Origin of the sequence: Allobosea sp. 2KB_26 (assembly GCF_052115715.1) — a bacterium.
In the GTDB taxonomy this organism is placed as follows: domain Bacteria; phylum Pseudomonadota; class Alphaproteobacteria; order Rhizobiales; family Beijerinckiaceae; genus Allobosea.
Genome location: NZ_JBFRHE010000022.1, coordinates 1 through 23,323 on the forward strand (window position 1 = coordinate 1; position 23,323 = coordinate 23,323).

25 protein-coding genes and 1 pseudogene are annotated in these 23,323 nt (G+C 64.7%); 9 read left to right on the top strand and 17 right to left on the bottom strand.

Going from position 1 to position 23,323, the window contains the following annotated elements; translation table 11 throughout:
* Nucleotides 1-223 precede the first annotated feature (223 nt).
* Nucleotides 224-400 carry a hypothetical protein gene (locus AB4099_RS31255; protein ID WP_162768269.1) on the top strand — a complete coding sequence of 59 codons (177 nt, stop codon included), beginning with the start codon at nucleotides 224-226 and terminating at the stop codon, nucleotides 398-400.
* 1,247 nt (nucleotides 401-1,647) lie between these two features.
* Complete coding sequence (locus AB4099_RS31260; protein ID WP_441480951.1) at nucleotides 1,648-3,270, top strand: DUF1254 domain-containing protein; 1,623 nt, start codon at nucleotides 1,648-1,650, stop codon at nucleotides 3,268-3,270.
* Between the two features lie 214 nt (nucleotides 3,271-3,484).
* On the opposite strand, the gene AB4099_RS31265 is transcribed toward AB4099_RS31260, so the two are convergent.
* The 10 genes from AB4099_RS31265 to AB4099_RS31310 form a co-directional block, all read right to left on the bottom strand.
* Nucleotides 3,485-3,739, bottom strand: coding sequence for a hypothetical protein (locus tag AB4099_RS31265; protein ID WP_441480952.1), 255 nt, complete (start codon nucleotides 3,737-3,739; stop codon nucleotides 3,485-3,487).
* Between the two features lie 590 nt (nucleotides 3,740-4,329).
* The gene (locus tag AB4099_RS31270; RefSeq protein ID WP_441480953.1) at nucleotides 4,330-5,052 is read right to left on the bottom strand and encodes a class I SAM-dependent methyltransferase; all 723 of its coding nucleotides are present in this window, start codon (nucleotides 5,050-5,052) and stop codon (nucleotides 4,330-4,332) included.
* A 262-nt stretch (nucleotides 5,053-5,314) separates the two neighbouring features.
* On the bottom strand, nucleotides 5,315-6,301 hold the full coding sequence (locus AB4099_RS31275; RefSeq protein WP_441481002.1) for a 3'-5' exonuclease: 987 nt from the start codon (nucleotides 6,299-6,301) through the stop codon (nucleotides 5,315-5,317).
* 245 nt (nucleotides 6,302-6,546) lie between these two features.
* Nucleotides 6,547-7,182, bottom strand: coding sequence for a CDP-alcohol phosphatidyltransferase family protein (locus AB4099_RS31280; protein WP_441480954.1), 636 nt, complete (start codon nucleotides 7,180-7,182; stop codon nucleotides 6,547-6,549).
* 40 nt (nucleotides 7,183-7,222) lie between these two features.
* Entirely contained in the window at nucleotides 7,223-7,666 is a 444-nt protein-coding gene (locus tag AB4099_RS31285) for an SRPBCC family protein (RefSeq protein WP_441480955.1), read from the bottom strand.
* A gap of 413 nt (nucleotides 7,667-8,079) precedes the next feature.
* Nucleotides 8,080-8,844, bottom strand: a complete 765-nt coding sequence (locus AB4099_RS31290) for an alpha/beta fold hydrolase (RefSeq protein WP_441480956.1) — start codon at nucleotides 8,842-8,844, stop codon at nucleotides 8,080-8,082.
* Nucleotides 8,845-9,052: 208 nt separating this feature from the next.
* Nucleotides 9,053-9,694 carry a CDP-alcohol phosphatidyltransferase family protein gene (locus AB4099_RS31295; RefSeq protein ID WP_441480957.1) on the bottom strand — a complete coding sequence of 214 codons (642 nt, stop codon included), beginning with the start codon at nucleotides 9,692-9,694 and terminating at the stop codon, nucleotides 9,053-9,055.
* Between the two features lie 3 nt (nucleotides 9,695-9,697).
* Nucleotides 9,698-10,087: a hypothetical protein gene (locus AB4099_RS31300; protein WP_113516704.1), complete on the bottom strand. Its 390-nt coding sequence runs from the start codon at nucleotides 10,085-10,087 to the stop codon at nucleotides 9,698-9,700.
* Complete coding sequence (locus tag AB4099_RS31305; RefSeq protein ID WP_113516705.1) at nucleotides 10,084-11,034, bottom strand: phosphatidate cytidylyltransferase; 951 nt, start codon at nucleotides 11,032-11,034, stop codon at nucleotides 10,084-10,086. The genes AB4099_RS31300 and AB4099_RS31305 overlap by 4 nt, the downstream gene beginning before the upstream one ends.
* Entirely contained in the window at nucleotides 11,031-11,648 is a 618-nt protein-coding gene (locus AB4099_RS31310) for a lysophospholipid acyltransferase family protein (protein ID WP_441480958.1), read from the bottom strand. Before AB4099_RS31310 ends, AB4099_RS31305 begins: the two co-directional genes overlap by 4 nt.
* Nucleotides 11,649-11,907: 259 nt before the next feature.
* Here AB4099_RS31310 and AB4099_RS31315 point away from each other — a divergent pair, with 259 nt between their 5' ends.
* The 3 genes from AB4099_RS31315 (at nucleotide 11,908) to AB4099_RS31325 (ending at nucleotide 14,909) form a co-directional block, all read left to right on the top strand.
* Nucleotides 11,908-12,582 (top strand): hypothetical protein, encoded by a 675-nt coding sequence (locus AB4099_RS31315; RefSeq protein ID WP_441480959.1) that lies wholly within the window; start codon nucleotides 11,908-11,910, stop codon nucleotides 12,580-12,582.
* A gap of 940 nt (nucleotides 12,583-13,522) precedes the next feature.
* Nucleotides 13,523-14,248, top strand: a complete 726-nt coding sequence (locus tag AB4099_RS31320; RefSeq protein WP_113516708.1) for a hypothetical protein — start codon at nucleotides 13,523-13,525, stop codon at nucleotides 14,246-14,248.
* 178 nt (nucleotides 14,249-14,426) lie between these two features.
* On the top strand, nucleotides 14,427-14,909 hold the full coding sequence (locus tag AB4099_RS31325; RefSeq protein WP_441481003.1) for a peroxiredoxin: 483 nt from the start codon (nucleotides 14,427-14,429) through the stop codon (nucleotides 14,907-14,909).
* Nucleotides 14,910-15,065: 156 nt separating this feature from the next.
* On the opposite strand, the gene AB4099_RS31330 is transcribed toward AB4099_RS31325, so the two are convergent.
* Complete coding sequence (locus AB4099_RS31330; protein WP_113516710.1) at nucleotides 15,066-15,749, bottom strand: helix-turn-helix domain-containing protein; 684 nt, start codon at nucleotides 15,747-15,749, stop codon at nucleotides 15,066-15,068.
* 295 nt (nucleotides 15,750-16,044) lie between these two features.
* On the opposite strand from AB4099_RS31330, the gene AB4099_RS31335 reads away from it, so the two are divergent.
* Genes AB4099_RS31335 through AB4099_RS31350 form a run of 4 tightly spaced genes read left to right on the top strand, consistent with a single transcriptional unit; the run spans nucleotide 16,045 to nucleotide 18,516 of the window.
* The gene (locus tag AB4099_RS31335; protein ID WP_113516711.1) at nucleotides 16,045-16,392 is read left to right on the top strand and encodes a hypothetical protein; all 348 of its coding nucleotides are present in this window, start codon (nucleotides 16,045-16,047) and stop codon (nucleotides 16,390-16,392) included.
* Nucleotides 16,389-17,012, top strand: coding sequence for a helix-turn-helix domain-containing protein (locus tag AB4099_RS31340; protein WP_441480960.1), 624 nt, complete (start codon nucleotides 16,389-16,391; stop codon nucleotides 17,010-17,012). The genes AB4099_RS31335 and AB4099_RS31340 overlap by 4 nt, the downstream gene beginning before the upstream one ends.
* Nucleotides 17,009-17,908, top strand: coding sequence for a YdaU family protein (locus AB4099_RS31345; RefSeq protein WP_441480961.1), 900 nt, complete (start codon nucleotides 17,009-17,011; stop codon nucleotides 17,906-17,908). The genes AB4099_RS31340 and AB4099_RS31345 overlap by 4 nt, the downstream gene beginning before the upstream one ends.
* Nucleotides 17,905-18,516 (top strand): hypothetical protein, encoded by a 612-nt coding sequence (locus AB4099_RS31350; protein WP_441480962.1) that lies wholly within the window; start codon nucleotides 17,905-17,907, stop codon nucleotides 18,514-18,516. Before AB4099_RS31345 ends, AB4099_RS31350 begins: the two co-directional genes overlap by 4 nt.
* Before the next feature lie 201 nt (nucleotides 18,517-18,717).
* Here the strand turns inward: AB4099_RS31350 and dapF are convergent, their stop codons facing one another.
* From dapF to AB4099_RS31380, 6 genes and pseudogenes are all read right to left on the bottom strand, one after another.
* Nucleotides 18,718-19,566 carry a diaminopimelate epimerase gene (gene dapF, locus AB4099_RS31355; protein ID WP_441480963.1) on the bottom strand — a complete coding sequence of 283 codons (849 nt, stop codon included), beginning with the start codon at nucleotides 19,564-19,566 and terminating at the stop codon, nucleotides 18,718-18,720.
* Nucleotides 19,567-19,760: 194 nt separating this feature from the next.
* Nucleotides 19,761-20,018 (bottom strand): hypothetical protein, encoded by a 258-nt coding sequence (locus AB4099_RS31360; protein ID WP_441480964.1) that lies wholly within the window; start codon nucleotides 20,016-20,018, stop codon nucleotides 19,761-19,763.
* A 204-nt stretch (nucleotides 20,019-20,222) separates the two neighbouring features.
* Complete coding sequence (locus AB4099_RS31365) at nucleotides 20,223-21,716, bottom strand: DASS family sodium-coupled anion symporter (RefSeq protein WP_441480965.1); 1,494 nt, start codon at nucleotides 21,714-21,716, stop codon at nucleotides 20,223-20,225.
* A gap of 199 nt (nucleotides 21,717-21,915) precedes the next feature.
* Nucleotides 21,916-22,128 (bottom strand): annotated as a pseudogene (locus AB4099_RS31370) (sodium/glutamate symporter); the annotation flags it as partial.
* Between the two features lie 307 nt (nucleotides 22,129-22,435).
* Entirely contained in the window at nucleotides 22,436-22,705 is a 270-nt protein-coding gene (locus tag AB4099_RS31375; RefSeq protein ID WP_113518972.1) for a hypothetical protein, read from the bottom strand.
* Between the two features lie 209 nt (nucleotides 22,706-22,914).
* The gene (locus AB4099_RS31380; protein ID WP_441480966.1) at nucleotides 22,915-23,241 is read right to left on the bottom strand and encodes a hypothetical protein; all 327 of its coding nucleotides are present in this window, start codon (nucleotides 23,239-23,241) and stop codon (nucleotides 22,915-22,917) included.
* Nucleotides 23,242-23,323 lie beyond the last annotated feature (82 nt).

Below are 23,323 nucleotides of genomic sequence, written 5' to 3' on the forward strand. Positions count from 1 at the left end.
TTGCATTTCAGGGCTGCTTTCACTTGAGCCGGAATCCGGCTGCGAACTCGTCCGAGCCGTGAAAGCCCGAGCTCAACCCCTCCTTGTCATCGGAGGCGACCTCGCCGCCACGAAATCCTGATTGGGGCAAACTTTCCAATGGGGCGAACGAAGCGGGAGGATGCCGGGCTCGAAGCGAGTCCGGAACATCCATCGGTCAGGTGGCTGATCAGGATTGGGCGCAATGGGCGAGTGGACCGGAGAATGGCCAGGAACCACGATGTTCTTTGGCCACAACGGTGAAGCAGAAACACTGAAATATCTGGCTGATGCGGGATTGAGCGTTCGCAATTCTTCTGTCGAGAGGCAGGACAACGAGGAAGCCGCGGTTCTTTGGATCGAGGCAGTCAAAGACTGCTAACCACCTCACCCGACAAAGACATTCAGAGAGCCGGTCTCCAACCACTCGTCGTTATGGCACGACGGTTGAGATCCAGCCGCAAAGCGGACGTTCCGCAGGGCGGGCTTCACTGTTGATGCCGGAGCGCGGCAGCCGTGGATGTTCTGGCTGCAGCGACGTAAAAGGCGCCCAGCTACAGAGGAGCGTTGGCCGTGCTCGCGCGGGCTCAGGGCTTCCGACCGATAGAAATCGAGGAACTACCATGAGTGAATGCAGCCAGCTTTGGAGGGCGCCTCTACAGGGCGGCGGCCGCTGGCAATACGAAGGCAATGTTGAGATCGCTCACGGTGCCTGGGTTGGCAAAAGCCCGGATGGCCAAAGGCGGAGTGGTGTTACCGTTCGCGGGGTTATGGCTTCCGGAGGGGGCAATTCAAAGGTTGTTATGCAGATCGGCACCGATGACTTCCTGAATCTGTTCCGAGCTATGTGCGCCGAAGACCGAGAGGCAACGATCATCGCCTTTTCCCAGGCGATTAAAGAGTGCGTCAGCCCCGGAGAGACAGAAGCTTAACCGCTTCGTCCCGGGCCAAGGCGCCCGCTTGGGCGTAGAAACAGTCCAAAGGCAGCGCCTCGCCGCTTGGCGAACTCTGATTTCCACACGTCTCGGTCGTTCGGCGTCAGAAGCGGCCGAGTTCCGGCCCGCGCCACCTGCCGACATTGGGACATTGCCGGGAAGCAGACATTGCCGAAGGCGGGCCTGACTTCTGCTCCCGCCCCGTAGCGGACTGGAGGCGTGTGCCATGAGGAATTGGGTGCGCGGCTGGTCGGTTGCGGCGCTCCCAAATCGCTACATTTTACGGTCGCCACGTGATCCGGCCATGTCCCCATAGCGGTCAGTTGGGACTCTGCTCCGGCCGCAGGCTGATGTCGCGGAGGTCACCAGGTGCGAGTCGAGGACTGGGCCGCATGCTGGCGCGACATAAGTCCGGATGCGGGCGGCTCACACCGAACCGCAGGGTTTGGCGCGAGATGGCAAGACTTGCCTCCGTGAGCCGATGCGAGATGGCGAGACGGAAGCGCTGTCGCCGGGCGCTGCTGTGGGGCCGTCGGCGACGGGATCGATTTCCGACCGACTATCCCAAAGAGACGGGCATCGACGTTACGGCAGCCGCCCGGTATCAATGTGGCGTAACAATTATCTCCGACCATACTGATGCGCGGGCTGGGTGAGGCACCGCATCCTGAATTGCGACAGAGGATGAAAAACCATGAAACGCTACCTGAAATTGGCCGGCGCTACTGTGGTCGGTGCCCTCGCGCTGCCCTCTGCCGCTGCCGTCGCACAGGTTCCACAAGACACCGTTCGATCTCTTGGCGCGCCCGATACGGCACAGACGCGCATCGGCACGCTGGAGTTCAAGGACGGTGCACCGACCGCCGAAACTGCTCGCAAAGTATATGACACGCTCGATTTCACCCGCGCGCTCAACGTCTACAACAACAGCTTCCGCGGCGCCTCGGCCTTGGCGATCGTCAAGGGCTTTGAAAGCCTCGGCGTCAAGCCAGGCGACGTCGCCATCTTTTCCGATCTCATGGATTCGAGCTCGCTGTTCCTGACAGCGAATGCCGACACGATCTACTACCTCACCGCGCTCGATCTGAGCAAAGGCCCGGTGGTGGTCGATCAGCCGCCGAACGCCGTCGGCACCATCAACGATATGTGGTTCTCCTGGATCATCGACATCGGCACGCCAGGTCCCGATCGCGGCCTCGGCGGCAAATATCTGATCGTGGGTCCCGACTACGACGGCCCGCTGCCCCAGGGCGGCTACTTTGTCGCCCGTTCGAAGACAAACCACGCGCTCTATGCGGCCAGAGCCTATCTCGTCGACAGCGACCCCAAGCCCGCCGTCGAGAACGTCAAGCGAAACCTGAAAATCTATCCTTACAAGCCGGGCTCCTTCGGAACGAGCATTGCGCAGGCCCTCGAGGGCAAGGCGCACATCGCCGGCGAGCCAAAGATCCCCGAGATGAAGTTCATCGAGGCCAGCGGGCGATCGTTCAACACGATTCCGCCGAGCGGCTACGACTTCTTCGAACTGATCAATGAGAACGTCCAGAACGAGCCCGCCACCAGTTACGACATCGAGCTGGCAGGACAGCTTGCCGCCATCGGCATCGTGCATGGGAAGAAGTTTGCGCCCGACGAGCGGATGAAGAAGATCCTGTCGGACGCGGCCGTTGTCGGCCAGGCGACCGGTCGGGCGCTCAATTGGCGTTACGCGATGAAACACCCGGATTGGGCCTATTACGAAGGTTCGCGCTGGGGCAGCATGCTTTGGGAAGGCGGCGCGTTTTTCGAGACTCCTCCGCCTATCTTCAAGGACGGCATGTTCAAGCCGCTAGCGCCGACCGGCGCGCGCACGCTCGACTCTCGCACCGCCTTCTACTACGGCTACACGCTCGATTCGCCCGGCATGATCATGCGCATTCCGGGGGTGGGCTCGCAGTACCTCATGAGCTTCCTCGATACCGAGGAAGCTCCCTTTGACGGTGCAAAGACCTACAAGGTGACGTTGCCCAAGGGCATTCCCGCGGAGGCGTTCTGGTCCTTCACGCTTTACGACAACCAGACGCGCTCAATGCTGCAAACGCCGCAGAAATACCCCCGTGCCGGCAGCCAGAGCTATCCCTCACCCGCCGCCGAGGCAGCTGCCGATGGCACGACCACGGTCTATTTCGGCCCTGCCCAGCCGAAGGGCGTGGCACGCGGCAACTGGATCCAGACTGACCCCGGCAAGGGCTGGTTCACCATCTTGCGCCTGTACAGCCCGTTGCCGTCGTTCTTCGACAAGAGCTGGCGGCCAAGCGAAATCGCACTGGTGAAGTGATCAAAGGCCGGCCTGCGATGTTCCGCAGGCCGGCTCGCCGGTTCTGTCCGCGCCCGCGGCGGCACTCTGACGACATGGAGATGCGCGACTGGTTGAAGGCGCTGGCAAGCGACGCCGTCGGTTGGGCCACAGGTCCCATGGACGACCGCGTGATTGTCGAACGCCTTGATGTTGCTCTTCCGGATCGCCTACATCAGACAAGGGGCGGAAGCTGTCATGGACAATCCCGGCCAGCTGTCTCCCTGCATTCTTGGAGAAACGCTATCATCGCGTCCAACGTCTCCGAAGGCAAAATGACCGGATAGCCGTCGAGATTGCCGCCCATTTCGTCGGCGCGAGGCATCATAAACACCAGTTTCGTATCACCTTTTAGGCGTACCAAATGAACTAACAGTCCTCCAAAGTATCGTTTAGTGATGATCTCAGCGCTATGGAGTGGATTTAGAAAACCAAGAATGCGACTAAGCATCGAATGACCTCCGCCCAACTCGGGCGCCTTGGCAAAGGGCGGGCCGGTGCAAAGATCTTCTGCAACGACAGGTTAGGGTGGCGAGCAGGCGTTTGAAACTGCGGGCCGGCAGCATCAGCGTCCCGGTGGAGCCCCCGCCATCATTCCCTTCGCTCTGTTGAACCGGGCGGCACCAAGGGGAACACGGTGCGCTGTGTTGGCGCGCGCGCGTTCCAAAGCAACCAGAACAGGCCGCACACGACTACGACAAGAAAGAAGCCCGCTGTCCAAGCAAGTGGCACCCACCAACCGTAGTCGTAGGTGCTACCCAATTCTTCGGCTCTACTGCGGCTTATGCCAATGCCACGCGCAGCAGCAGGTGAGCTAAACGCCAGCACAATAGATTGTGTCGAGGCCCGGACCATCGCTGTCTCCCTGGCGCGCCTAAGAATTGGCTTGCTGATATGCTTTCGGCAATAGGGAGAGAGGGCAATGTCTGAGATGGGTCGACGCCGGAAATAGCGATGACGCGCCGCCGATGTCTGAGTTGGGTGGAGAGCGACACGAGCGATCTGCCAGTAATCGGACATCATCTGCCTGCCGGCTCGCAATCAGCCGCGGTACGTAGCCAGGCAGGCGCCCCAAAACAGGCTGGAAAAGAACCATGTTGGCGGCCCAAACCCGGCAGCCTCCAGCAAAGCAGCGATCTCGTTCTCCGACACGGGCGGATCGGCGCCCTGCAAAATCTTGGTGCGCTTCGCCTCGACTTCGGCGGGCTTGGCTCCGTGCATGCGCCAGCGCTCCGCCCAGGCCGCCAGCAGCAGAGGTTCGGCGGCGTAGGCAAAGCGATTGCCGGCAAGAATGAGGGGAGCGCCTGGCTTCAGCCGTGACGCAATGGAGGCAAGAATGTCGTCCTTGGCCTGCCTTCCCGGGAGATGATGCAGCACGCCGATCAGCGTCGCGGCGTCGAAATCGCGCCCGCCGGGAAGCTCCTCGACATAGCCGATCGCGATCTCCGTCCGCTCGAGGAAGCCGAGTTGCTGCAACCGCCCCGCCGTAACATCCATCATCTCTGCGGATGGGTCGACGGCAACAAATCTCCAGCCCGGTTCAAGAGATGCGGCGCTGACAATCTCCTGTCCGCCGCCACCAGCCCCAACGGCGAGCACACGAGCGCTGTTGCCCGGACCCAGCGTCGCCGCCAGCATGCAGGCCGAAAGCTCATGACAAGCTTCGTAACCTGCCAGCGCAATGCGGCTCTGGATGAGGTACTCCCCGGCGCGGTCGGCGTCGAATTTTGCGACGGAGATGGACGTCGGTTCAGCAGAGGCCATGGCTACCTGGCGAAGTCTTGCGAGTGCACGCGCAGGGTCAGGGTGACACGATGCGCTGCGGCTTCAATTACTCATGCAGGCCGCCACGGCAAGATTTCGACAGCCAGGGGCCGGGCGCGTCGTGCGCATGGCGCTTCTGCCTGAGAGCGGACGCCGGCAATGCCCGAGATGGGTCGCCAGCGATGGTGCTCACCCCGTCTGCGAATGTCCGTTTGCGGGCAGGGCGCCAGTCGGCATTGGCGATCGGCTCGCACTTCGCCGATCACGCACGAAATCGATCATGCGCCGTCAGCCGCACCGTCAGCGGCTCGGCCTCTGCCCAGCCATAGATGTCGGTGCGGAGATAGCGGAGCTCCTCGTCATGGAGCTCTTCGTCGATTTCGATCCACCAGGCCCTGGGCCGTCCGTCGCTCCCATCCGACCATCGGTAGCCTCGCCCCTTGAGGTGATCCTTCATGTCGAAGGGGGCATTTTCCGCGTAGATGCGGATTCTGCTGCGCGCGCTCGAGCGCAACAGCTCGGAGAACGGTCGGGTTCCACTGGCTCCCACCGGTCGCGCCAGGACCTCCAGGAGGGCATTGCAGTCATCGGTTGCGCGGTGGCCGTCGTGGAACAGTCCGGACTGACCGACGAGATATCCCAGCTTGTTGCCTTCAAACCCCAGATCGGCCCAGCGAATTTCCCTGACGGAGCAGGCCCAGGCTTTCGAGGCGAAGACTGGCGACAGCCGCTCGCAAAACGGGCGATCGAACCCGGCATTATGAGCGATGACGAGATCGGCAGGTTCGATGAAGGCATCGAGCGCCGCGATATCGATGTCGTGACCGGCAACCATCTCATCGGTGATGCCGGTCAGCCGCGTAATCTCCGCGGGGATGGGCAGCGATGGCTGGCGCAAGCCGCTATAGATGCCGACAACATCCCCGATCACGCCCTCATCATCATAGGTGAAACCAACGGCGCCGATTTCGATGATCTCGTCCCGGGCATGCTGCAGGCCCGTCGTCTCCGTATCGACCAGCACCGCGAGGTGCGGGAAGGCGCTCTGCGCGCGCGGGACGATGGGGCGAGGCACGAGCTTTCGCAGCACCTTGAACCGGCCGGTCTGCTCCAGCCTTCGGGCAGCCTCTTCATCATTGCCGCCGGACGGCAGCGGAACGATCTCTGGCTTGCGCTTTCTCGGTGCCGGTCGTGGCGTCTGCCGGTATCCCGGCGCGTCATCGAACAAATCAAACTGGGAGGATGCCATCTTCATGCCGCGACCCTAGCCGTCTTCTTCGTCGCCGACTGCCCACCAGTCGTTCACCAGGATACAAAACCTGGTGACAGGGAGCCACCGGGGCTCGCAAGACCCGGTTCAATGTCCACCGCTTTGACGAGCGGGAGGTCACCGGAAGCGGGTATATTTCGACATTTGGGAGCCGGCTGGCGTGCCAGCGTCGCAAGCCTCCGGTGGCCGCCTTGTTTGGTGCTGAGTGCAATGCGCCAATGTCCTCAATGGCGCGTTGCGACTGCCGCGCGTTGAGCGCCGCTCAGCGCGCGCAAGGCCCGGACCATCGTCGCAGCCCGCCGCAGCGTGGTCACGGCAGCTCCTGTCGCGATCAGCCAGAGCGCGAAGACCAGGACCTCGTTATGGCCGCGCCAGAGCGGCTCCAGCGGGGAGAGCACGGCCGCCGCGGTGATCACCGCCATGCGGTGCTGCTTGGCCATCGGGCCCGAGAAATCGGCCGGCAGCCCGCAGGCGCGGCCGAGCTCGCGCGTGTAGGCGGTCAGCACCGCAAGGCCGGCCGCCGCCCAGCCCAGGGCCGGGACCCCAGCCCCGTAGCCGGCGCCGACGAGAATGAGGATATCGGCGATGCGATCCGGGAACTCGTTCCAGAACGGCCCGTCGGGTGCCTGCTTGCCGCCCTCGATCGCCACCATTCCGTCGAAGAGCTTGCAGAGCAGCCTGTGCTGGCAGAACAGGGCCGCCGCCAGGAGCAGGGCGGCGCGCAGCCCGGCATCGGCCAGGCCCGCGAGCCAGAAGCCGGCGCCGGCACATGCCGCCATCGCCATGCTCGCCATCGAGATCTGGTTCGGCATGATCGCGGCAAGGAGATAGGGTGCCACATCGCGTCCGGTCGGACGCACGGCGATCGATCGTCCCGGAGCCGTTCCGGAATCGATGGTGCTACTGGTTGATCTCGGGCTCGACGAGTTTCGCGAGCTTGCGCAGGGATTCCTGCCAGCCGAGATAGCAGGCCTCGACGGGGATCACGTCCGGCACGCCCTGTTGCTCGATGGTCACCTCGGTGCCGACAGACACAGCCTTCAAATTCACCGTGACCTTCATTTCCCCCGGCAGGTTCGGGTCGTCGAACGTGTCGGTGTAGACGAGGCGCTGACCCGGAACGAGCTCCAGATAGACGCCGCCGAAGGAGTGGCTGTGTCCCGTGGCGAAGTTCCGGAATGACATCCGGTGATGGCCACCGACCTTCGCATCCAGCTCATGGACGGTGCAGGTAAAGCCGTATGGGGGGAGCCAGCTCGCAATCGCATCCGGTTCGAGGAACGCGCGATAGAGCTTCTCGGGCTTGGTGGCGATGACGCGGTGCAGACGGATGGTGCTCGGCATGGATCTCTCCTCCTGGTTCGGTTTGGAGTGGTTCTCTCCTGGCAGGCGGCGTTTCACCTGGCCACATCTACGACGAACGGGCTGGTGAGAATTCGACAGCGCACCGGAAAAAAATCCAGAGCACCGGCCCGCCTAGTCATCGCTTCGCTATCGCCCGGGATATTCAAGCTGCATCGCGACGACATCGGTGGTCCGCGCCTGGCGGAAGCCTTCGAACGCCGCTTCGGCGTCGCGCCGCGACTGTTCCGCGACATGCACGCCGAATCTGAGCGCTCACAGGCAGCGCTTCGGCATCGGCCCGAAAAGTGGATTGCGGTTTTCGGGGCAAGCCGATGCAAGCACAAAGGGTCAGAGCATCGGACCGGATACGATTTCCCGTCCGATGATCCAGCATCGGCCCGGCGAATGAAGGCTCAGCCTGTCGCTTCGCCGATCGCGTCGGCGAGCCCGCCCGGATTGTCCCACGCCATCGAATGGCCCGCTTCGGGCACGATCGCGACGTCGCATCCCGCATCTGCCAAGCCATCGAATTCAGGGCTGGGCAGCGAGCGCTCTCCGACGAGGACCGTCTTTGGGATGGTCAGGCCGGCGAGCATGTTACGCCATGTCGGCTTGCATCCCGCGACCAGCGAAGCTGCTTCCCGGTGGACTGCGAATGGGGCGCTGACCGCCAATGAGGCAGCCCAGACCGTATTGCCTGCTGCCCTTGCTGCCGCGACGGTCGCCGCATGGCCGCGCGCGACAAACTCGGCCTCGGACATGTCGGCGATCGCCTTGCTGAAGACGCCACCGCCCGGCTCCAGATTCGGTTCGCTAAGGACGAGCGCTTCGACCTTCGCCCCCAGCAGCGCAGCCGTGGTGATGGCCACGGCCCCTCCCATGCTGTGACCGAAGATGCTGACAGGCCCCTCGCAGACGCTCCCGATCAGCGCGGCGACCAAGCGAGCATGGCCTTCAATGGAATAGCAGAATGCAGAGGGCCTTTCGCTGAAGCCGGAGCCCAGCAGGTCGACCAATATCGCCCGTCGTCCGGCCAAGGCCGTATCCGCGATCACACGCGGATAGTCACAGGATGAAGCGCAGCCGAGACCGTGGATGAATGCCAGGGGCGTGCCGGCCCCCGGAATGTCCTGATACAGGATATTGGCGGACGCCATCTTCGCCCAGAAAGCCTTCACGCTGCACTCCATCGCATGCCGAACAGATCCGCTAATCGACTGTGCCGCTGCACCATGTCAGCATCGGCTTTGCCCCGAAAACCGCATGCCACGTTTCGGGCCGATGCCCTAGCCGTGCCCGTGTCATCCGCCCTGCGAATGCCGGCTTGCGCCTGGTCAGTCACGGTCGGCTTCTGGCGCGCTGCGACTGCCTGGATCGTAAGCGCGCTCAGCGCGCGCGCAACGCCCGGACCGCCGTCGCAGCCCGCCGCAGCGTGGTCACGGCAGCTCCTGCCGCTATCAGCCACAGCGCGAAGACCAGGACCTCGTTATGGCCGTACCAAAGCGGCTCCAGCAGGGAGAGCACAGCCGCCGCGGTGATCGTCGCCATGCGGTGCTGCTTGGCCATCGGGCCCGAGAAATCGGCCGGCAGCCCGCAGGCGCGACCGAGTTCGCGCGTGTAGGCGGTCAGCACCGCAAGGCCGGCCGCCGCCCAGCCCAGGGCCGGGACCCCAGCCCCATAGCCTGCGCCGACGAGAATGAGGATATCGGCGAGGCGATCCGGGAACTCGTTCCAGAACGGTCCGTCGGGGGCCTGCTTGCCGCCCTCGATCGCCACCATTCCGTCGAAGAGGTTGCAGAGCAGCCTGAGCTGGCAGAACAGGGCAGCCGCCAGCAGCAGGGCGGCGCGCAGCCCGGCATCCGCCAGGCCCGCGAGCCAGAAGCCGGCGCCGGCAAAGGCCGCCATCGCCATGCTCGCCATCGAGATCTGGTTCGGGGTGACCGCGGCCGCGCTCAGCCGGCGCGCGATGGAGCGGGCCCAGCCAGCATTCCGGCTGGCGAGCGGGCGTCGATTGTCGTCCTGCGCCACCGTTCAGGCCCTTCTGCTGCGCCAGAGCGAGAGATTGTAGAGAGCCGCATAGCTGGTCGCGACGGTCCATGGCACCGCGATCGTCCTGACGATTTCCGGCGTGCCACCAAGCGTATGGATCACGGTGAGCAGGCTCGCCGAGACAAGCCCGGCGATCACGGGCGGAGCCAGGAGGGCTGCGAGGCCGGAGAAGCGCCTGGCCAGTTCCTCGATGCCGCGTTTCAGGAGCAGCGTGATGAGCGCCGACAGCGCGCCCTGGATCAATCCGGCCTGGAGCGGCGCCGGCATCGGATGGGCGCGGTTGGCGAAGGCCGCCCAGCTCCCCATCGCGACAAAGGCGAAGGCGATATGCACGAGGCTGCTGCGCATCAGGCTGGTGACAGGGAGGGTCATGTGGCCGACCACCCCCAGCGGACCAGGTGGAAGAAGATCGGAGCCGAGAACACCACGGAATCGAGCCGGTCGATGAAACCGCCATGGCCGGCGATCAGGTGGCCCCAATCCTTGACGCCGCGATCGCGCTTGATCGCCGACATGACGAGCCCGCCGAAGAAGCCCATCAGGACGATGACGAGCGACAGGAACGCCGCCTGGAGCAGCGTGAACGGTGTCATCCAGGACAGGGCCGCCCCTACGGCCACCGCGCTGAGGCCGCCGCCGACGAACCCCTCGACGGTTTTCGACGGCGACAGGTTCGGCGCGATCCGGGTGCGGCCGAGAAGCTTGCCCCAGACATATTGCAGGACATCGCTCATCTGCACGACGATGACGAGATAGGCGATCAGGAGCACGTTGCGCCCCTCAAAGCCGGGAATGTCGAGGCTCAGCAGCGCCGGCACATGCGAGGTGCAGAAGACGCAGATCATCAGCGCCCACTGCACTTCGGCGATGCGCACGAGAAAATCGTCGGTATCACCGCGCAGTGCCGCGATGATCGGCATCAGCAGGAAGGCGTAGACCGGGATCAGGATCGAGAAGAGTCCGTACCAGTCGATCCAGATGAGATAATATTGCAGCGGCAGCACGACGAAGAAGGCAACGGCCAGCGCCCAGTGGTCGGCGCGGTGCGTGGTGGTCAGCGTGATGAATTCACGGAAGGCCGCGAAGGAGCAGAAGGCGAAGAGCAAGGTCACGCCGGTCTTGCCGCCGATCAGCGCCAGCCCCATCAGCACGATCATGACCCACCAGGCCCGGATCCGGTGGTTCAGGTTCTCGACCACGGCATGCTTGCCATCGGGCGACAGCCTGCGCTCCAGCGCGTAGCCGATCGCCGAGGCGACGACGAGCACGCCGAGCAGGCCGGCCAGCACGGCTACGAGGTCGGGATGCGGCATCGTCATGGCGCGCCAGCCTTCGGTGAGAGGGCGAGCAGGGCCGCTTCCGCCCGCGCCAAAAAATCCCTTTTGGTCTCGCCCTCGGCGATCTGGAGCGCGGCCCCGAAGGTGACCGTGCAGATCAGGGGGATCGGCACGAACTCGCCCTTCGGCATGACGCGGTTGAGATTGTCGATCCATACCGGCACGAGGTCGACCTCCGGCCGGGCGCGCGCCAGGTGGAAGAGCCCGCTTTTGAAGGGCAGGAGCGGGGCAGGGGTGCTGTTGCGCGTGCCTTCCGGGAAGACGATCAGGGAAGAGCCGGCATCGAGCGCATCCGTCATCTGGCTGATCGGGTCGTTCGTCCGGCTCGGACGCTCGCGGTCGATCAGGACGGCGTTGAAGACATCGCGGCCGATGAAGCGCCGAAGGCGGCTCTTCAGCCAGTAGTCGCTCCCGGCGACGGGCCGGCTCGCCAGGCGCAGGCGGCGCGGCAGCACCGTCCAGATCAGCACGAAATCGCCATGGCTCGCGTGATTGGCGAAGTAGATCCGCTGCTCGTCGCTCGGCGCCACGCCGTGCCATTGTCCGCGGACCGCGGTGAGGAAGCGGGCAAACAGCAGAATGAGCGTGCCTGCCAAGCTTATCCCAGCTCCGCGCATCTCAATTCCCAACCACGTCTTCGTGCTGACGTAGCGCTCAATTAAGCCCCTGTCGACGGCCGGCTTCGATCGGGCGGGGCTGCCGCTCGCTCGCCAAGGCCCGCGAAGGGGAGGGCTAACCGATCGGCAACAGGCATCCTCGGGATTCGTGCCGATGTCGGCTACGGTCATGTCCTGTCCGGAGCCTGATCCATGATCGGACAAAATCCCCTGCAATGGCGGCACGGATGGATCTCGCATGGCACCTGACGTGAGCACGTCTCCTCGCCGCGGCGCCACGGGCCTGCGCCAATTCCTGGATCTCGAGGAGCAGCGCAATTGGATAGAGGGCAAGACCGACCTGCGCGACAGCGACGAGCGCTCGGATTCCCTCGAACTGCGGTTCAAGTACGTCACGCGATTTCAAAAGCTGCTGCGTCGCCCGCAGGCACAGGACGTTCTGGAGATTCTCAGGCTCTACGGCCAGACCTGCATCCCCATCCCGCGCCAGACCGAGCGTCGCTACTGGTCGGTGTCTTGTCTGCCGTCGACATCCGACAAACCGCTCGTCCGCGTCAATGCGAGCTGGATGGAGCTTTTCACGCTCTATGCAGACGGCGACGGCATCCGTGCGAGATTTTTGGTGCATCTTTCGGATTTCGCCACGGACCAATCTCCCGCACAGGGCCATGTGGACGAGCTTTTTCTCGAGCACTGCGTCACGACGCCGGACGATGTCAGCTATTTCTTCCCGCGTGGCGCAGACATGTTCGGCATCAATGTGCGGGGCTCCGCCTCGATCCGCAGTTTCCTTGCGGCGCGCCGCTTCCTGGCTGCCATTCGAACCTTCAATCTGACGCACATGAACCGAGGTCGAAACGCCTACCAGGCGAGCCACTGCTACGGCCTGGCGGATTGGATGCTGGCAGGTTGAGTGGCTCTCGGAGGGCCGCCAGCCTGGCGCGGCGACCGGAACGCTCCGAGATTGCGGCCGCAATCCACGCGCGGGCTGATGGCGACAGGCTGACCAGCCGAGAGGGCGCGCCACGGCGGCGCAACGGTGAGCCAGGGCCGAGCCACGGTCACGCCATGAGAACGAAGGCAAGGTGGGACGTCGAAATGGCATCGCGCGTCTGCCAGCCTCCTTCGTCGACCTGGCGTGTGCGCAGTGGCAGGTGGCGGCTCAGGCCGCGCGTTCCCAATAAATCGGAGATGGCCCGAACCGTGCGGGCTCAGCATGGAGCGGCGAGCGTCCGCTTCCGGATGATCATCCGGCGTCCGTAACTGGCGCGAGGTTGACGGGCCGCTGCGATGCGAGCGCAACGACCGAGATGGGTGGGGAGCGGTCATTCAGACTTCTGTCGAAAGATGGGCCGACGCCTCCAGGTCGAAGCCAAACCGCCCGATTGCTGTGACGACTTCGTTTGGCACGAGCAACGAGGCGGTCATTCGATCCCCTCCGATGAGGAAGGCCGTCGAGAGACGGTCGCCCAATCTCTCGTGGCTGGACGTGCTTCTGCAGCACCGGACCAATTCGCTCAACCAAAGCAATCACGTCTGCCCAATCGCCGTCCTCTGGAATATTGATTTGGGCATAGTTGGCCATCCAGGCCGGACGCCTCAAAGCGATCCAAAGGTCCTATCGCCGCCTCTAACGACGCCCGTGGCAGGGCGACCTTGGGGACGCGAAGCACGGCATTGATGGAGAAGTTCGAGAGCGTGGCCATCCGCACACTTTCGACCAGATGATCTCGGTCAGCAACGGGGGTTGAAAGCTGACATTCCGGGCGCAACGAGCGGCAGCGGGCCACGGCGCGAGATAGGCCAAAGTCGACCTTGTCCGACTCGATCAGAATCGGTCACGCTGCGTCACTATGGTCGGCGACAAGCTCTCGAATCAGGGGCGGCCGACCGAAACGAAGGACCGGGGCACCATGTCGAGATTGGGTTGGGCGAGGCGCGTCGCTCTAGGTTTCGTGTTTGCCGCCACAATGGCTGGCTGCGTGACCACTCCTCCGCCGATCTCCGTCGACGAAGCAAGAACTTGGAAGGTCGTCTCGGTTGAAGGCGCGTTGGCGCAGGTTGCTTCGTCGGCCTGGATTTCGGTCAAGCACGATTTCATGAAAGCCAATGGGCTTGAGGACAAAATCATCGAAAGCGGTGACCGAGACACACCTCGGCGCGTTATCGAAGCTGAACTGCCTCGCGAACAGTTTCGCACATACATCGCCGCCCAGTTTTCGGATCGCGTGAAGCAGTCCTTCACCGCGAAAATGCAGCGCGAGTTCACCGGCAATCGCCCGGTGAAGATTGTCGTTACCATGCACCACGCTGTGATCCTTGATCCCGGGCGGCGCTTCTTGGCGATGCTGGTTGCCGGACAGTCCGGAGATCAGAACACGCTTACCGCCCATATTGATGTGATAGACGCCCGCTCTGGCCAGATACTGGTCTCGTACCCCCGCACGGTAGTGACCGGAGTTGGTGGTGGAGCGAGCTTCGATTTCAGCGGCGGCCCCATTATCGAGAACGACCCGATGTTGCGGATGGTGAATCAGCTTCGGGAGCAGTTTTTGCGATGGATTCTCCGATCAGCGTAGCCCGCCGCGAGCGCCCTGTTCCGGCGTATGTCCTCTTCGGGTCGACTCCGGAAATAGCGATGACGCGCCGCCTATGTCTCGGTGGGAATCGGGCATCCGGCATGCGATGGAATCGGCCAGGATCAAAATCTGACCGAGGCAATCAATGTCCCTAAGCGCTCGTCTGGTCGGCATTCGGATGCCCGCGGTCGCTCTGCGTTCAACAACGGGGCGAAAGGTCGATCTGGCGTCACTGCCTGGAGGACGCACGGTGATCTATTGTTACCCTCGGACGAGTGAACCGGGGAAGCCTGCGCCTACTGGCTGGGATGCCATTCCCGGCGCTCGCGGCTGTACCCCGCAGGCCTGCGCATTTCGTGACCATCATGATGACATGGCTCGTGTTGGAGCGACCGTGTTCGGTCTCAGCACCCAAGCAACCTCCTATCAGCAAGAGATGGCGACACGTCTGCACCTACCCTTTGAAGTGCTGAGCGATGAGGGCTTCCTGTTGACGGATGCGCTGTCGCTTCCAACTTTCGTCGCGGACGGAATGCGCCTGATTGAGCGGTTGACCCTGGTCGTCAAGGACGGAGCGATCGAACACGTCTTGCATCCGGTGACCAGGCCCGAAAAGAGTGCGGAGGACACGCTTGAATGGCTGTCAGCGCATCAGGCCTAGTTTCGCCTTGGGTCGGGAACCGAAGTCAGGCGAGACCCTTGGCAAGGTCAGCTTCCGGGCGACTTGCCAGGGGCCGCTTGTTGCGCGGTCGGGAAAAGTCCAACGGCAAAGGCGAGGAGCAGGAGGCCACGCCGCTCCGGCTGCAGGCGCCCAGCCCTAAACCCCCAGCAACTCATCATACGGAATGATCCGCAGCATCTGCTTCACCCGCATGGCGTCGAAGCGCAGTTCCTTCGGCGGGTTGTACTGGGAGACGACGATCGTCTTGGCGCCGCGTGAGACCAGGGTCTTGACATAGACCGGGCCGGGCTCGCCATCCTCGTCGGAATAGAGCTCGAGCAAAACCTCGTCGCCGATCTCGGGGCGGCGGCCGTCCTCGTCGGCATAGATCTTCTTTCCCGCGCGGTAGAGCGGGTACATGCTGTTGGTGATCAGGTTGACCGCAAAGGCGCGCTTGCGCCCGGCCAGCGCCGGCGGCCGCGTCGTGCGCTCCAGCACATCGCCGTTCAGCCGGAAATCGCCGTCCTCCTCGCTGCCGCCCACCGCCGTGCCCATCACGGGCAGGTCGCGCGCGCCGCCGAGCGGCTTCAAAAGCTCCGGCTGGCCCGCGATCGCGGCATTGGGCTCGGGCTCGTCATCCCCGCCCATCAGGGCGCCATCCAGGATCAGGTGCTTCAGCCCGACGGCGGCGAGCACGCTGGTCAGATGCTTTGAGCGCCGCGTCTGGCCGTCCTCGATCTTCTTGATCGCGACCTGGGAGACGCCGACGCGCCGCGCCAGCTCGGCCTGAGACCAGCCAAGCGCATTGCGGGCATCCTTGATGAGCGGGCCGAGTTCCATAGGCCAATCAATAACTTAGGATATCACGGCCGTCTCGATAACTTTTGTGATTGACTAAGCATAACTTAAGTTATCAATATGGCTCATGACATCACTTGATCTCCCGACCCCGGCGGCGCCAGCCGTGCCAGCGACGTCAGTCGTGCCAGCGACGTCAGTCGCGCCAGCGACGTCAGTCGTGCCAGCGACGTCAGTCGTGCCAGCGACGTCAGTCGCGCCAGCGACGTCAGTCGTGCCAGCGACGTCAGTCGTGCCAGCGACGTCAGTCGCGCCAGCGACGTCAGTCGCGCCCGCGATGCCAGCCGCTTTGCTGACACCGGCTGAGCTGCTGCGCCGCGAAATCGACCGCGCCGGCTCCGAGGCCCGGCTCGCTGCGGCCGCCGGCTGTTCGCAGGTCGCGATCAACAAGGCCAAGCGCGCACCTTCAGTCTCGCCCTGGATGGCGCTGCGGTTGGAGGTCGCGACCGGCGTGCCGCGGCAGCACTGGCGGCCGGATCTCTGGCCGGCGGAGGGCGTGGCCCACACAGCGCCGGAGCCGGCTCCCGCCGCGCCCTGCGCCCGCCCGCATCCCGGCCGCAGCGCCCGGTTTCGCCGGGAGTGCGCGGCACAACTGACCTTTCCGCTGGAAGGAGCGCGGTCATGACGTCACTCCCGATCAAGGGCTATGCCAGGGAGTATGGCAGCGCCGAAGAGATGCTGGCGGCCTATCGCGCGAGGCAGGCCCTCCCGTGGAAACAGGCGGCAAAGCCCGAGGAGCCGGCGCCGGTCATGGTGGCCGCACGGCCGGAGCGCGAAGCCCGCGCCCAGCCCGCGACAGGTGTCTGCGAGGCCGTCACTAGCGCGGCGGGTAAGTCGCAGGACGAGGCCCGGCCCGGCGCCGTGCCCTGGGCGGTGGTGCGCAAGCAATACCGTCTGCACTATGCCAGCACGCCGCTGCGCGGGAAGACGCAGGCTGGCGCGATCATCGCGGCCGTCGCGTCCGAGACTGGCATCGCCATCGATGCGCTCAAGGGCGAGCAGCGCGTCGCCCGCATCGCGAGAGCGCGCCAGCTCGCGATCTGGCGGGTGGCTGATGAGACCGAACTGTCGCTCTCCGAGATCGGGCGGCTGTTCCACCGCGACCACACCACGGTTCTTCACGCCATCCGCGTCACCAATCAGCGCCGCGGCGCCGATGTGCGCGGCTATGGCGGCATTCCCGTTGCCCGGAGCGAGGGCAAGACGGCGGCGAACCGGGCGCCCGAGCGCGGAGGCCCGCGATGAGCCGGGCCTGGATGCCGCTCTATGTCGCCGATTATCTTGCCGATACCGGCCATCTCAGCGCGGCCGAGCATGGCGGCTATCTCCTGCTGATCATGCATTACTGGCAAAATGGCGGGCTCCCCACCGAGGACCGCCGGCTTGCCCGCATCGCCCGGATGTCGCCGGCGGAATGGGGCGCGAGCCGTGACACGCTCGCCGAGCTTTTCGGGGGGGCTTGGGTCCATAAGCGCATCGATGCCGAACTGAAGTCCGCCGCCGAGGCCAGCGGGAAGGCCAGGGCCAAGGCCGTCAAGCGCTGGCAGGGCCATGCTGCGGCAGATGCCGGGGCAGATGCTGCGGCATGTGCTGGAGCAGATGCTGCAGCAGTGCCGGGGCATGTGCCGGAGCCATGCAAATCACAATCACAATCACAATCACATAAACAATCACCCCCAGCCCCCAGGGGGACTGGGCGCGCCAGGGCGCTCCCCGAGTACCGGGAGATCGAAGCTGCGCTGGAAGGCGTGCTCTCGCCGGAGCGGGCTCAGGCCGTCATCGCCCATCGGCGGACGCTGAAGAAGCCGCTGACGCTGCATGCGGCGAGACTTTTGGCGAACCAGCTTGCCCTGGCCGCCGAGCCGGACCGCGCCGCCGATCTGATGATTTTGCGGGGCTGGCAGGGCTTTGCGCCGGAATGGGGCGTTAGTGCCGGGCTCGCGCTTGCAGTCCAGTCGGGCCAGTCGGGCGCCGATCCGCCGTCCGGCGTCAGGATCTCGCCGGTCGACGATCCAGTAGCCTGGGAGGCCTGGCGGCAGGCGAGGGGCGGCAGGCCGCTTCCGACCGACAAGACCGGCTGCTGGACCGTGCCCAACCGGCTTCCCCCGATGACCCCGCAGACGAGCGAGCCAACAGCATGACCGAGACACAAGAACCGCCGGCGCTTCCCGGCACGCCGGCCGCACCAAGCGCCCAAACCCGAGCAGAGAAAGACGAGACGATGGCACGCGCAGGACGCAAACCCCGGATGGATGTCGGCCGCTACCGCAACGGCCGGATCAGGAATGCCGAACGGGGCGAGCGCCCCGAAAAGATCATGGCGGTGGCGCTGGCACAGCCGCACCGCAAGGGGAATGCCTCGCCGATGGCCGGCTATGCCTTTGGCCGGATGTTTCTGGGCGGGATGATCGACCGGCGCCAGTTCGAGGCGGCCGAGACGGTGACGCGCCGCTTCGTGCGCTATCACCGCCACATCACCGACAGCCTCCCCAAGCTGCCGAGCATGGTCGCCGAGCTGGTCGCGGGCACGACAGGCGAGGGGCCTGAGCTCGACGTCGAGAGGATCGCCAAAATCCGCTCGGAGTATCGCGAGCTGCAGGATGCGCTGGCCGATTCCGGCCTGCACCATGACGGCAACGCCATCCTGATGCGGGTCTGCGTGCTCGACCGCGACATCACCGACCACGCCACCATGGGCATCTTCCGCTGCGCGCTGAACGTCATCGCGCATCGGCTGCGCCTGAGCTGATGCCGTAATTCGGCGGCGCGTGGCGCCCGGGGCCGGGATGGCCCGGGGCGCTTTCGCGGTTAGCCCCGGATCATCCAGGCGAGATCGAGCGCGTCGGAGCGCACCGAGGCCGCGGCCAGCGTGGGGTTTTCCTTGCAGACGGCGCATTGGAGGGACACGCGCTCCATCGCCGAGGACGCTCTAAACGGAACGCAGCGTGAGCTAGGCCTTGTGGACAGAGGTTCCGTCCGGACGATGCATGGATTTGCCTGGGAGCGCGATTTCGCCACGGAAAACGGTTGCGACCCGGCCCGTCAGCCACACGCCGCTTCCAGGCTTCCAGGAAACACCTACGCTTCCACCATCACAGATGACCTCGACTTCGTTGTCGACAAGTCCACGGCGGATGGCCGCCACGGCCGCGCCGCAGGAGCACGATCCTGATCCCGCCGGCACCGCTCCGCCTCGCTCCCAGATCCGCAGCCTTATGCGCTTCCGGTCCAGCACTTGAACGAAATGGACGTTCGTTCTTTCAGGAAACAGAGGGTGGTGTTCGATCTTCGGCCCTGCCGACCAAGGGTCGATCGCCGAGAGATCATCAACGAAAAACGTGCAGTGCGGATTGCCCATGCTGCAAGCGGCAGGCTCGCCATCAAGCGGCAATCGCAATGTGTCGCAAGGCTCGGCCAGGGGGATGTCGCGCCAATCGAGCAGAGGTGCGCCCATGTCGACGCTGACAGGCCCGTCTTGTGTCGACAGGCAGCGCAACACGCCTCGCTCGGTGCGTAAGGTTGTTTCCTGGCTCGCGGCCTCTTTCATCATCAGGTGAGCGACGCCGCGCGTTGCACTGCCACACGCACCCAGGGGCGTGCCGTCTGGATTCCAGAAGATGAGCCGCGCGGCAGCATCGTCGCAGGGAAGCACCACCGCCAGTTGGTTGAAGCCGACGCCACAGTTCCGGTCGCCAAGGAATCTCGCGACATCGGCATCAACCGGATTGGGGCTCGTGCGTGCATCGACGACGAGAAAGTCATCACCGTTGGCATGCATCTTTACGAAACTGAGATTCATGCGCTTTCCACTGCGTCAGATCCGACGGTGCAGCCATGCGCTGCGCAGGCCACGGCATTGAACGTGGGCTGCCTGCCCAAGGCAATGACGGTGCGTATTGACGCACAGCTGACATGTCGATTCAACGCGTCTTCCAGATGCAGGTCTTCGTGCTCGACCGCGACATCTGCGGGCGCCTTTCGCGTTTCAGGCCGTCAGCCCCGGATCATCCAGGCGAGGTCGAGCGCATCCGAGCGCACCGAGGCCGCGGCCACCGTCGGGTTCTCCCTGCAGACGGCGCACTGGAGCGAGACGCGTTCCAGCGCCAGGGCGTGAAGGGTGTCGACCTCCTCTTCCTCGGCCCCTGTCTCGATCTCCAGCACGGCTTCCGGACACAGGCCGAATTCCAGGGCAAGATCGTCCTGGCTCAGCCCGCAGGCCTGGCGAATACAGGCGAACTCGGCACGGGTCATCGGGCAACCTCGCTTAGGGCGGCAGATTCCGGGCAGCGCTGCGGCCGGGGAGGCGACCGCCCGGCCGAAGCAGCATACGAAAAATCCGCCGATCCGTCAGGCGATCAGGCGGATCATGCGGGCGACAGGAGTGCGCGCTGGAGCGCGATAGGGCTTTTGCGCGCCGATGCCGGCCCCGCGCCGATCGCGGGGGGCCCGGCGAGATCACCAATAGCCCAGGAGCTTCCACCAGATGCCGCCGATGACGGCGAAGATGACCAGCTCGAACAGGCACATCACGAGGCCGACGCTCCACCAGCGGCCCATGCTGACATAGCCGCTGCCGAAGATGATCGGCGAGGTGCCCGTCGCATAATGGGTCAGCGTCATCATGATCGCCGAGGCCGCGATCATCATCAGCACGAAGAAGCCCTGATACGCGGCCGGGATCAGCGCGATGCCGACGGCCAGGAAAGCCAGCATCATCGCGCTGATATGCGCGGTGGTCGACGCGAAGGCGTAGTGGCTGAAGGTGAAGACCAGCACCAGAACCGCCGCGGTCAGCGCCCATCCGAGGTTCGCCGACGCGATCATGCCCTGCATCAGGCCGGAGAACCACGCGACCACGCCCAGGCTGTTCAATTGCCCGGCCAGCATGACAAGCGCCCCGAACCAGATCAGGGTGTCCCAGGCGCTGCGCTCGGCCAGGACGTCGTTCCAGCTGATCGTTCCCGAAATCAGCAGGACGAAGAGGCCGAGCAGGGCGACCGCCGTCGGATCGAGCTGGAAGGCCGGCCCGAGGATCATGGAAGGCACGTTCGCCCAGAGCAGCAGCAGCAGGGCGAAGGTCAGCAGCATCACGATCTCCTTCGGGTGTAGCGGCCCCATCGCGTGCAGCTCGCCCCGCGCGAAGGCCACCGCATCCGGCGTGTGCTTCAGCGCGGGCGGCGAGACGAGGTAGATCACGAGCGGCATCAGGAGCAGGCAGACGAGCCCGGGCACCAGCATGGCGAGCGCCCACGCCCCCCAGGTGAGATCCACCGCGCCGCCGGTCGCCTCGGCCACGAAACTGCGCACCAGCGGGTTCGGCGCGGTCGCGGTGATGAACATCGCCGAGGTGATCGGGTTGGCGTGATAATTGACCAGCGCCAGATAGGTGCCGACCTTGCCCTCGGTTCCCTTCCCGGGGTCTGAATCGAAGGCGCCGGCGATCGATTTCATGATCGGATGGATGATGCCGCCGCCGCGCGCGGTGTTGGACGGCGTCACCGGGGCAAGCAGGAGCTCGCACAGGGCAAGCCCGTAGCCGATTCCGATCGTGCGCCTGCCGAGCGCCGCGATGAACATCATGCCGAGCCTGCGTCCGAGCCCCGTCGTCCGCAGGCCGATCGAGATCAGGATGGCGGTGACGATCAGCCAGATCAGCGGGCTGGAGAAGCTCGAGAGCGCGTCCGTGACCGCGCCGCTCGAAGTCTCGGCGGTCACCTCCGAGAAGGTCAGGATGACCATCGCCATCAGGGCCATCACCCCGATCGGCATGACCTTCAGGATGATCGCGACGATGGTCGTGAGGAAGATGGCGAGCATCGCCTTGCCGTCGGGCGTGAGCCCCTGCGGCACCGGCAGGGCGAGCAGGATCACCAATACGGCGGTCGTGATGGCGGCCGGGACGATGCGGAACGGGATCGACTCCCGGAGATAGGCGAGGAAGTTCCCCATGCGCGTTCACGTCCGGTCCTGAGGGTCCCAGTGCCAGGAATGCACCTGCCGCAACGCAGATTCAACGGGTGGTGGCAACGCCCCTGCGCATGCCGCCGATGCGCAGGCGCAGGCGGCGCCCGGCGCCCCAGAGCGTCGGGGCCCCAGGATGTCGGCGGCCCAGGATGTCAGCGCCCCAGGAACTCAGCGCCCCAGGAACTTAGCGCCCAAGGAAGACCGTGATCGCGACGACGTTCACGAGGTCGACGAAAAACGCGGAGACCAGCGGCAGGATGACGAAGGCATTGGGCGAGGGCCCGTAATGCTTGGTCACCGCGGTCATGCTTGCGATCGCGGTCGGGGTCGCCCCGAGCGAGAGGCCGGTGAAGCCGGCGCTGAGCACGGCCGCCTGATAGTCGCGCCCGAGCAGCGGCGCCGGCCAGGGCAGTTTCAGAAAGAGCAGGGGCATGCCTCGCGCGTGTCGCTCCCTGCACCGCCCGGGGCCTATCACCAGCGCGGAGGGAGGCAAAGTGGTCGGGGGCGAGGCTCGGGACGTTGATCGGAGCCGGACGCAAGCCGGCCGCAGCGATACAGATGGCCGCGAAGACCGCGCGGGCGCAGCGGCCGTAGCCTGGCGACGCGTCGACGCCCTCCGCGACGGCGATGGCAGTGACTCGTCAACCAGTTTCAGTGGCATCACAAGCAATGCGACGCGTACGGGCGTGCACGCGGTTGCATGATCACTGCTTGGGGGTGAGGACGTAGCCTCTCCGGGCCATGCACCCGACATACACATCCGTCATGAGCTGGGTGGCGTAGATCACCGGTGCTGTAAGCTGCGCCTTGCTGAACTCTCCCCTGCATACCGTCAGATCTTGCTGCGCTTGCTGCGACAGAGCCGGATTGCTGCCGATGGTCTTGCCGTCAGCCCGGTACATGACCAGCGTCGTGCTCGGGACGCATGCAGCGAGAGGGGCGATGGCGGCGATGGCAAGTCCGATACGGAACATGGGAAGGCCCTCCCTGATGCTCGTGGATCGCGCGTGAGAAAGCCGCCTATCATAGCACTCGACGTGCCGCCGAGCACGGGATGCATGCGGCAAACCAGGTCCTCGGCGCGATGCCCGGTCCCAAAAACCGCGGCCGGCTTTACCGCTGATCTACCCTCGCAGACCAGCGCGGCCGGACCTTCCGCCCCTCGGTTTCATCAGGAGGCTGCCTACCCGAAGGTGAACACGACCCGACGCCGCCCGAATGTCGCGGTTCCGCCGCTGCCTTTCCAGCCGGACGACACAAAGCTGAACGGAGCTCTGCGACCATCGTCGCAGTAGAGTGTGCCGGCGCCCTGGTGGAATGTCGTGTAAACGAATCTGCCGCTGCACGCCGTCCTGTTGGACCGGACGGCAACCTGTCCCGTGTCGTTGAAGTAGCCGGTTGCCATTCCGGTAAAGGTCTCGCCAGTGCCTTCGACCACGCCGTGGATCGGACGCGAAAGCGAGCAACCGCCAGCGGCGAGCAAAAGTGCAATTGCGGCGACTGATCTCATCATAGCCTCCTATTGCGCGACTGGAGCATTCTATCCCGGACGGCGGTCGTTCTCAGCTTGCCGCGCGTCTCCGTCCAATGTC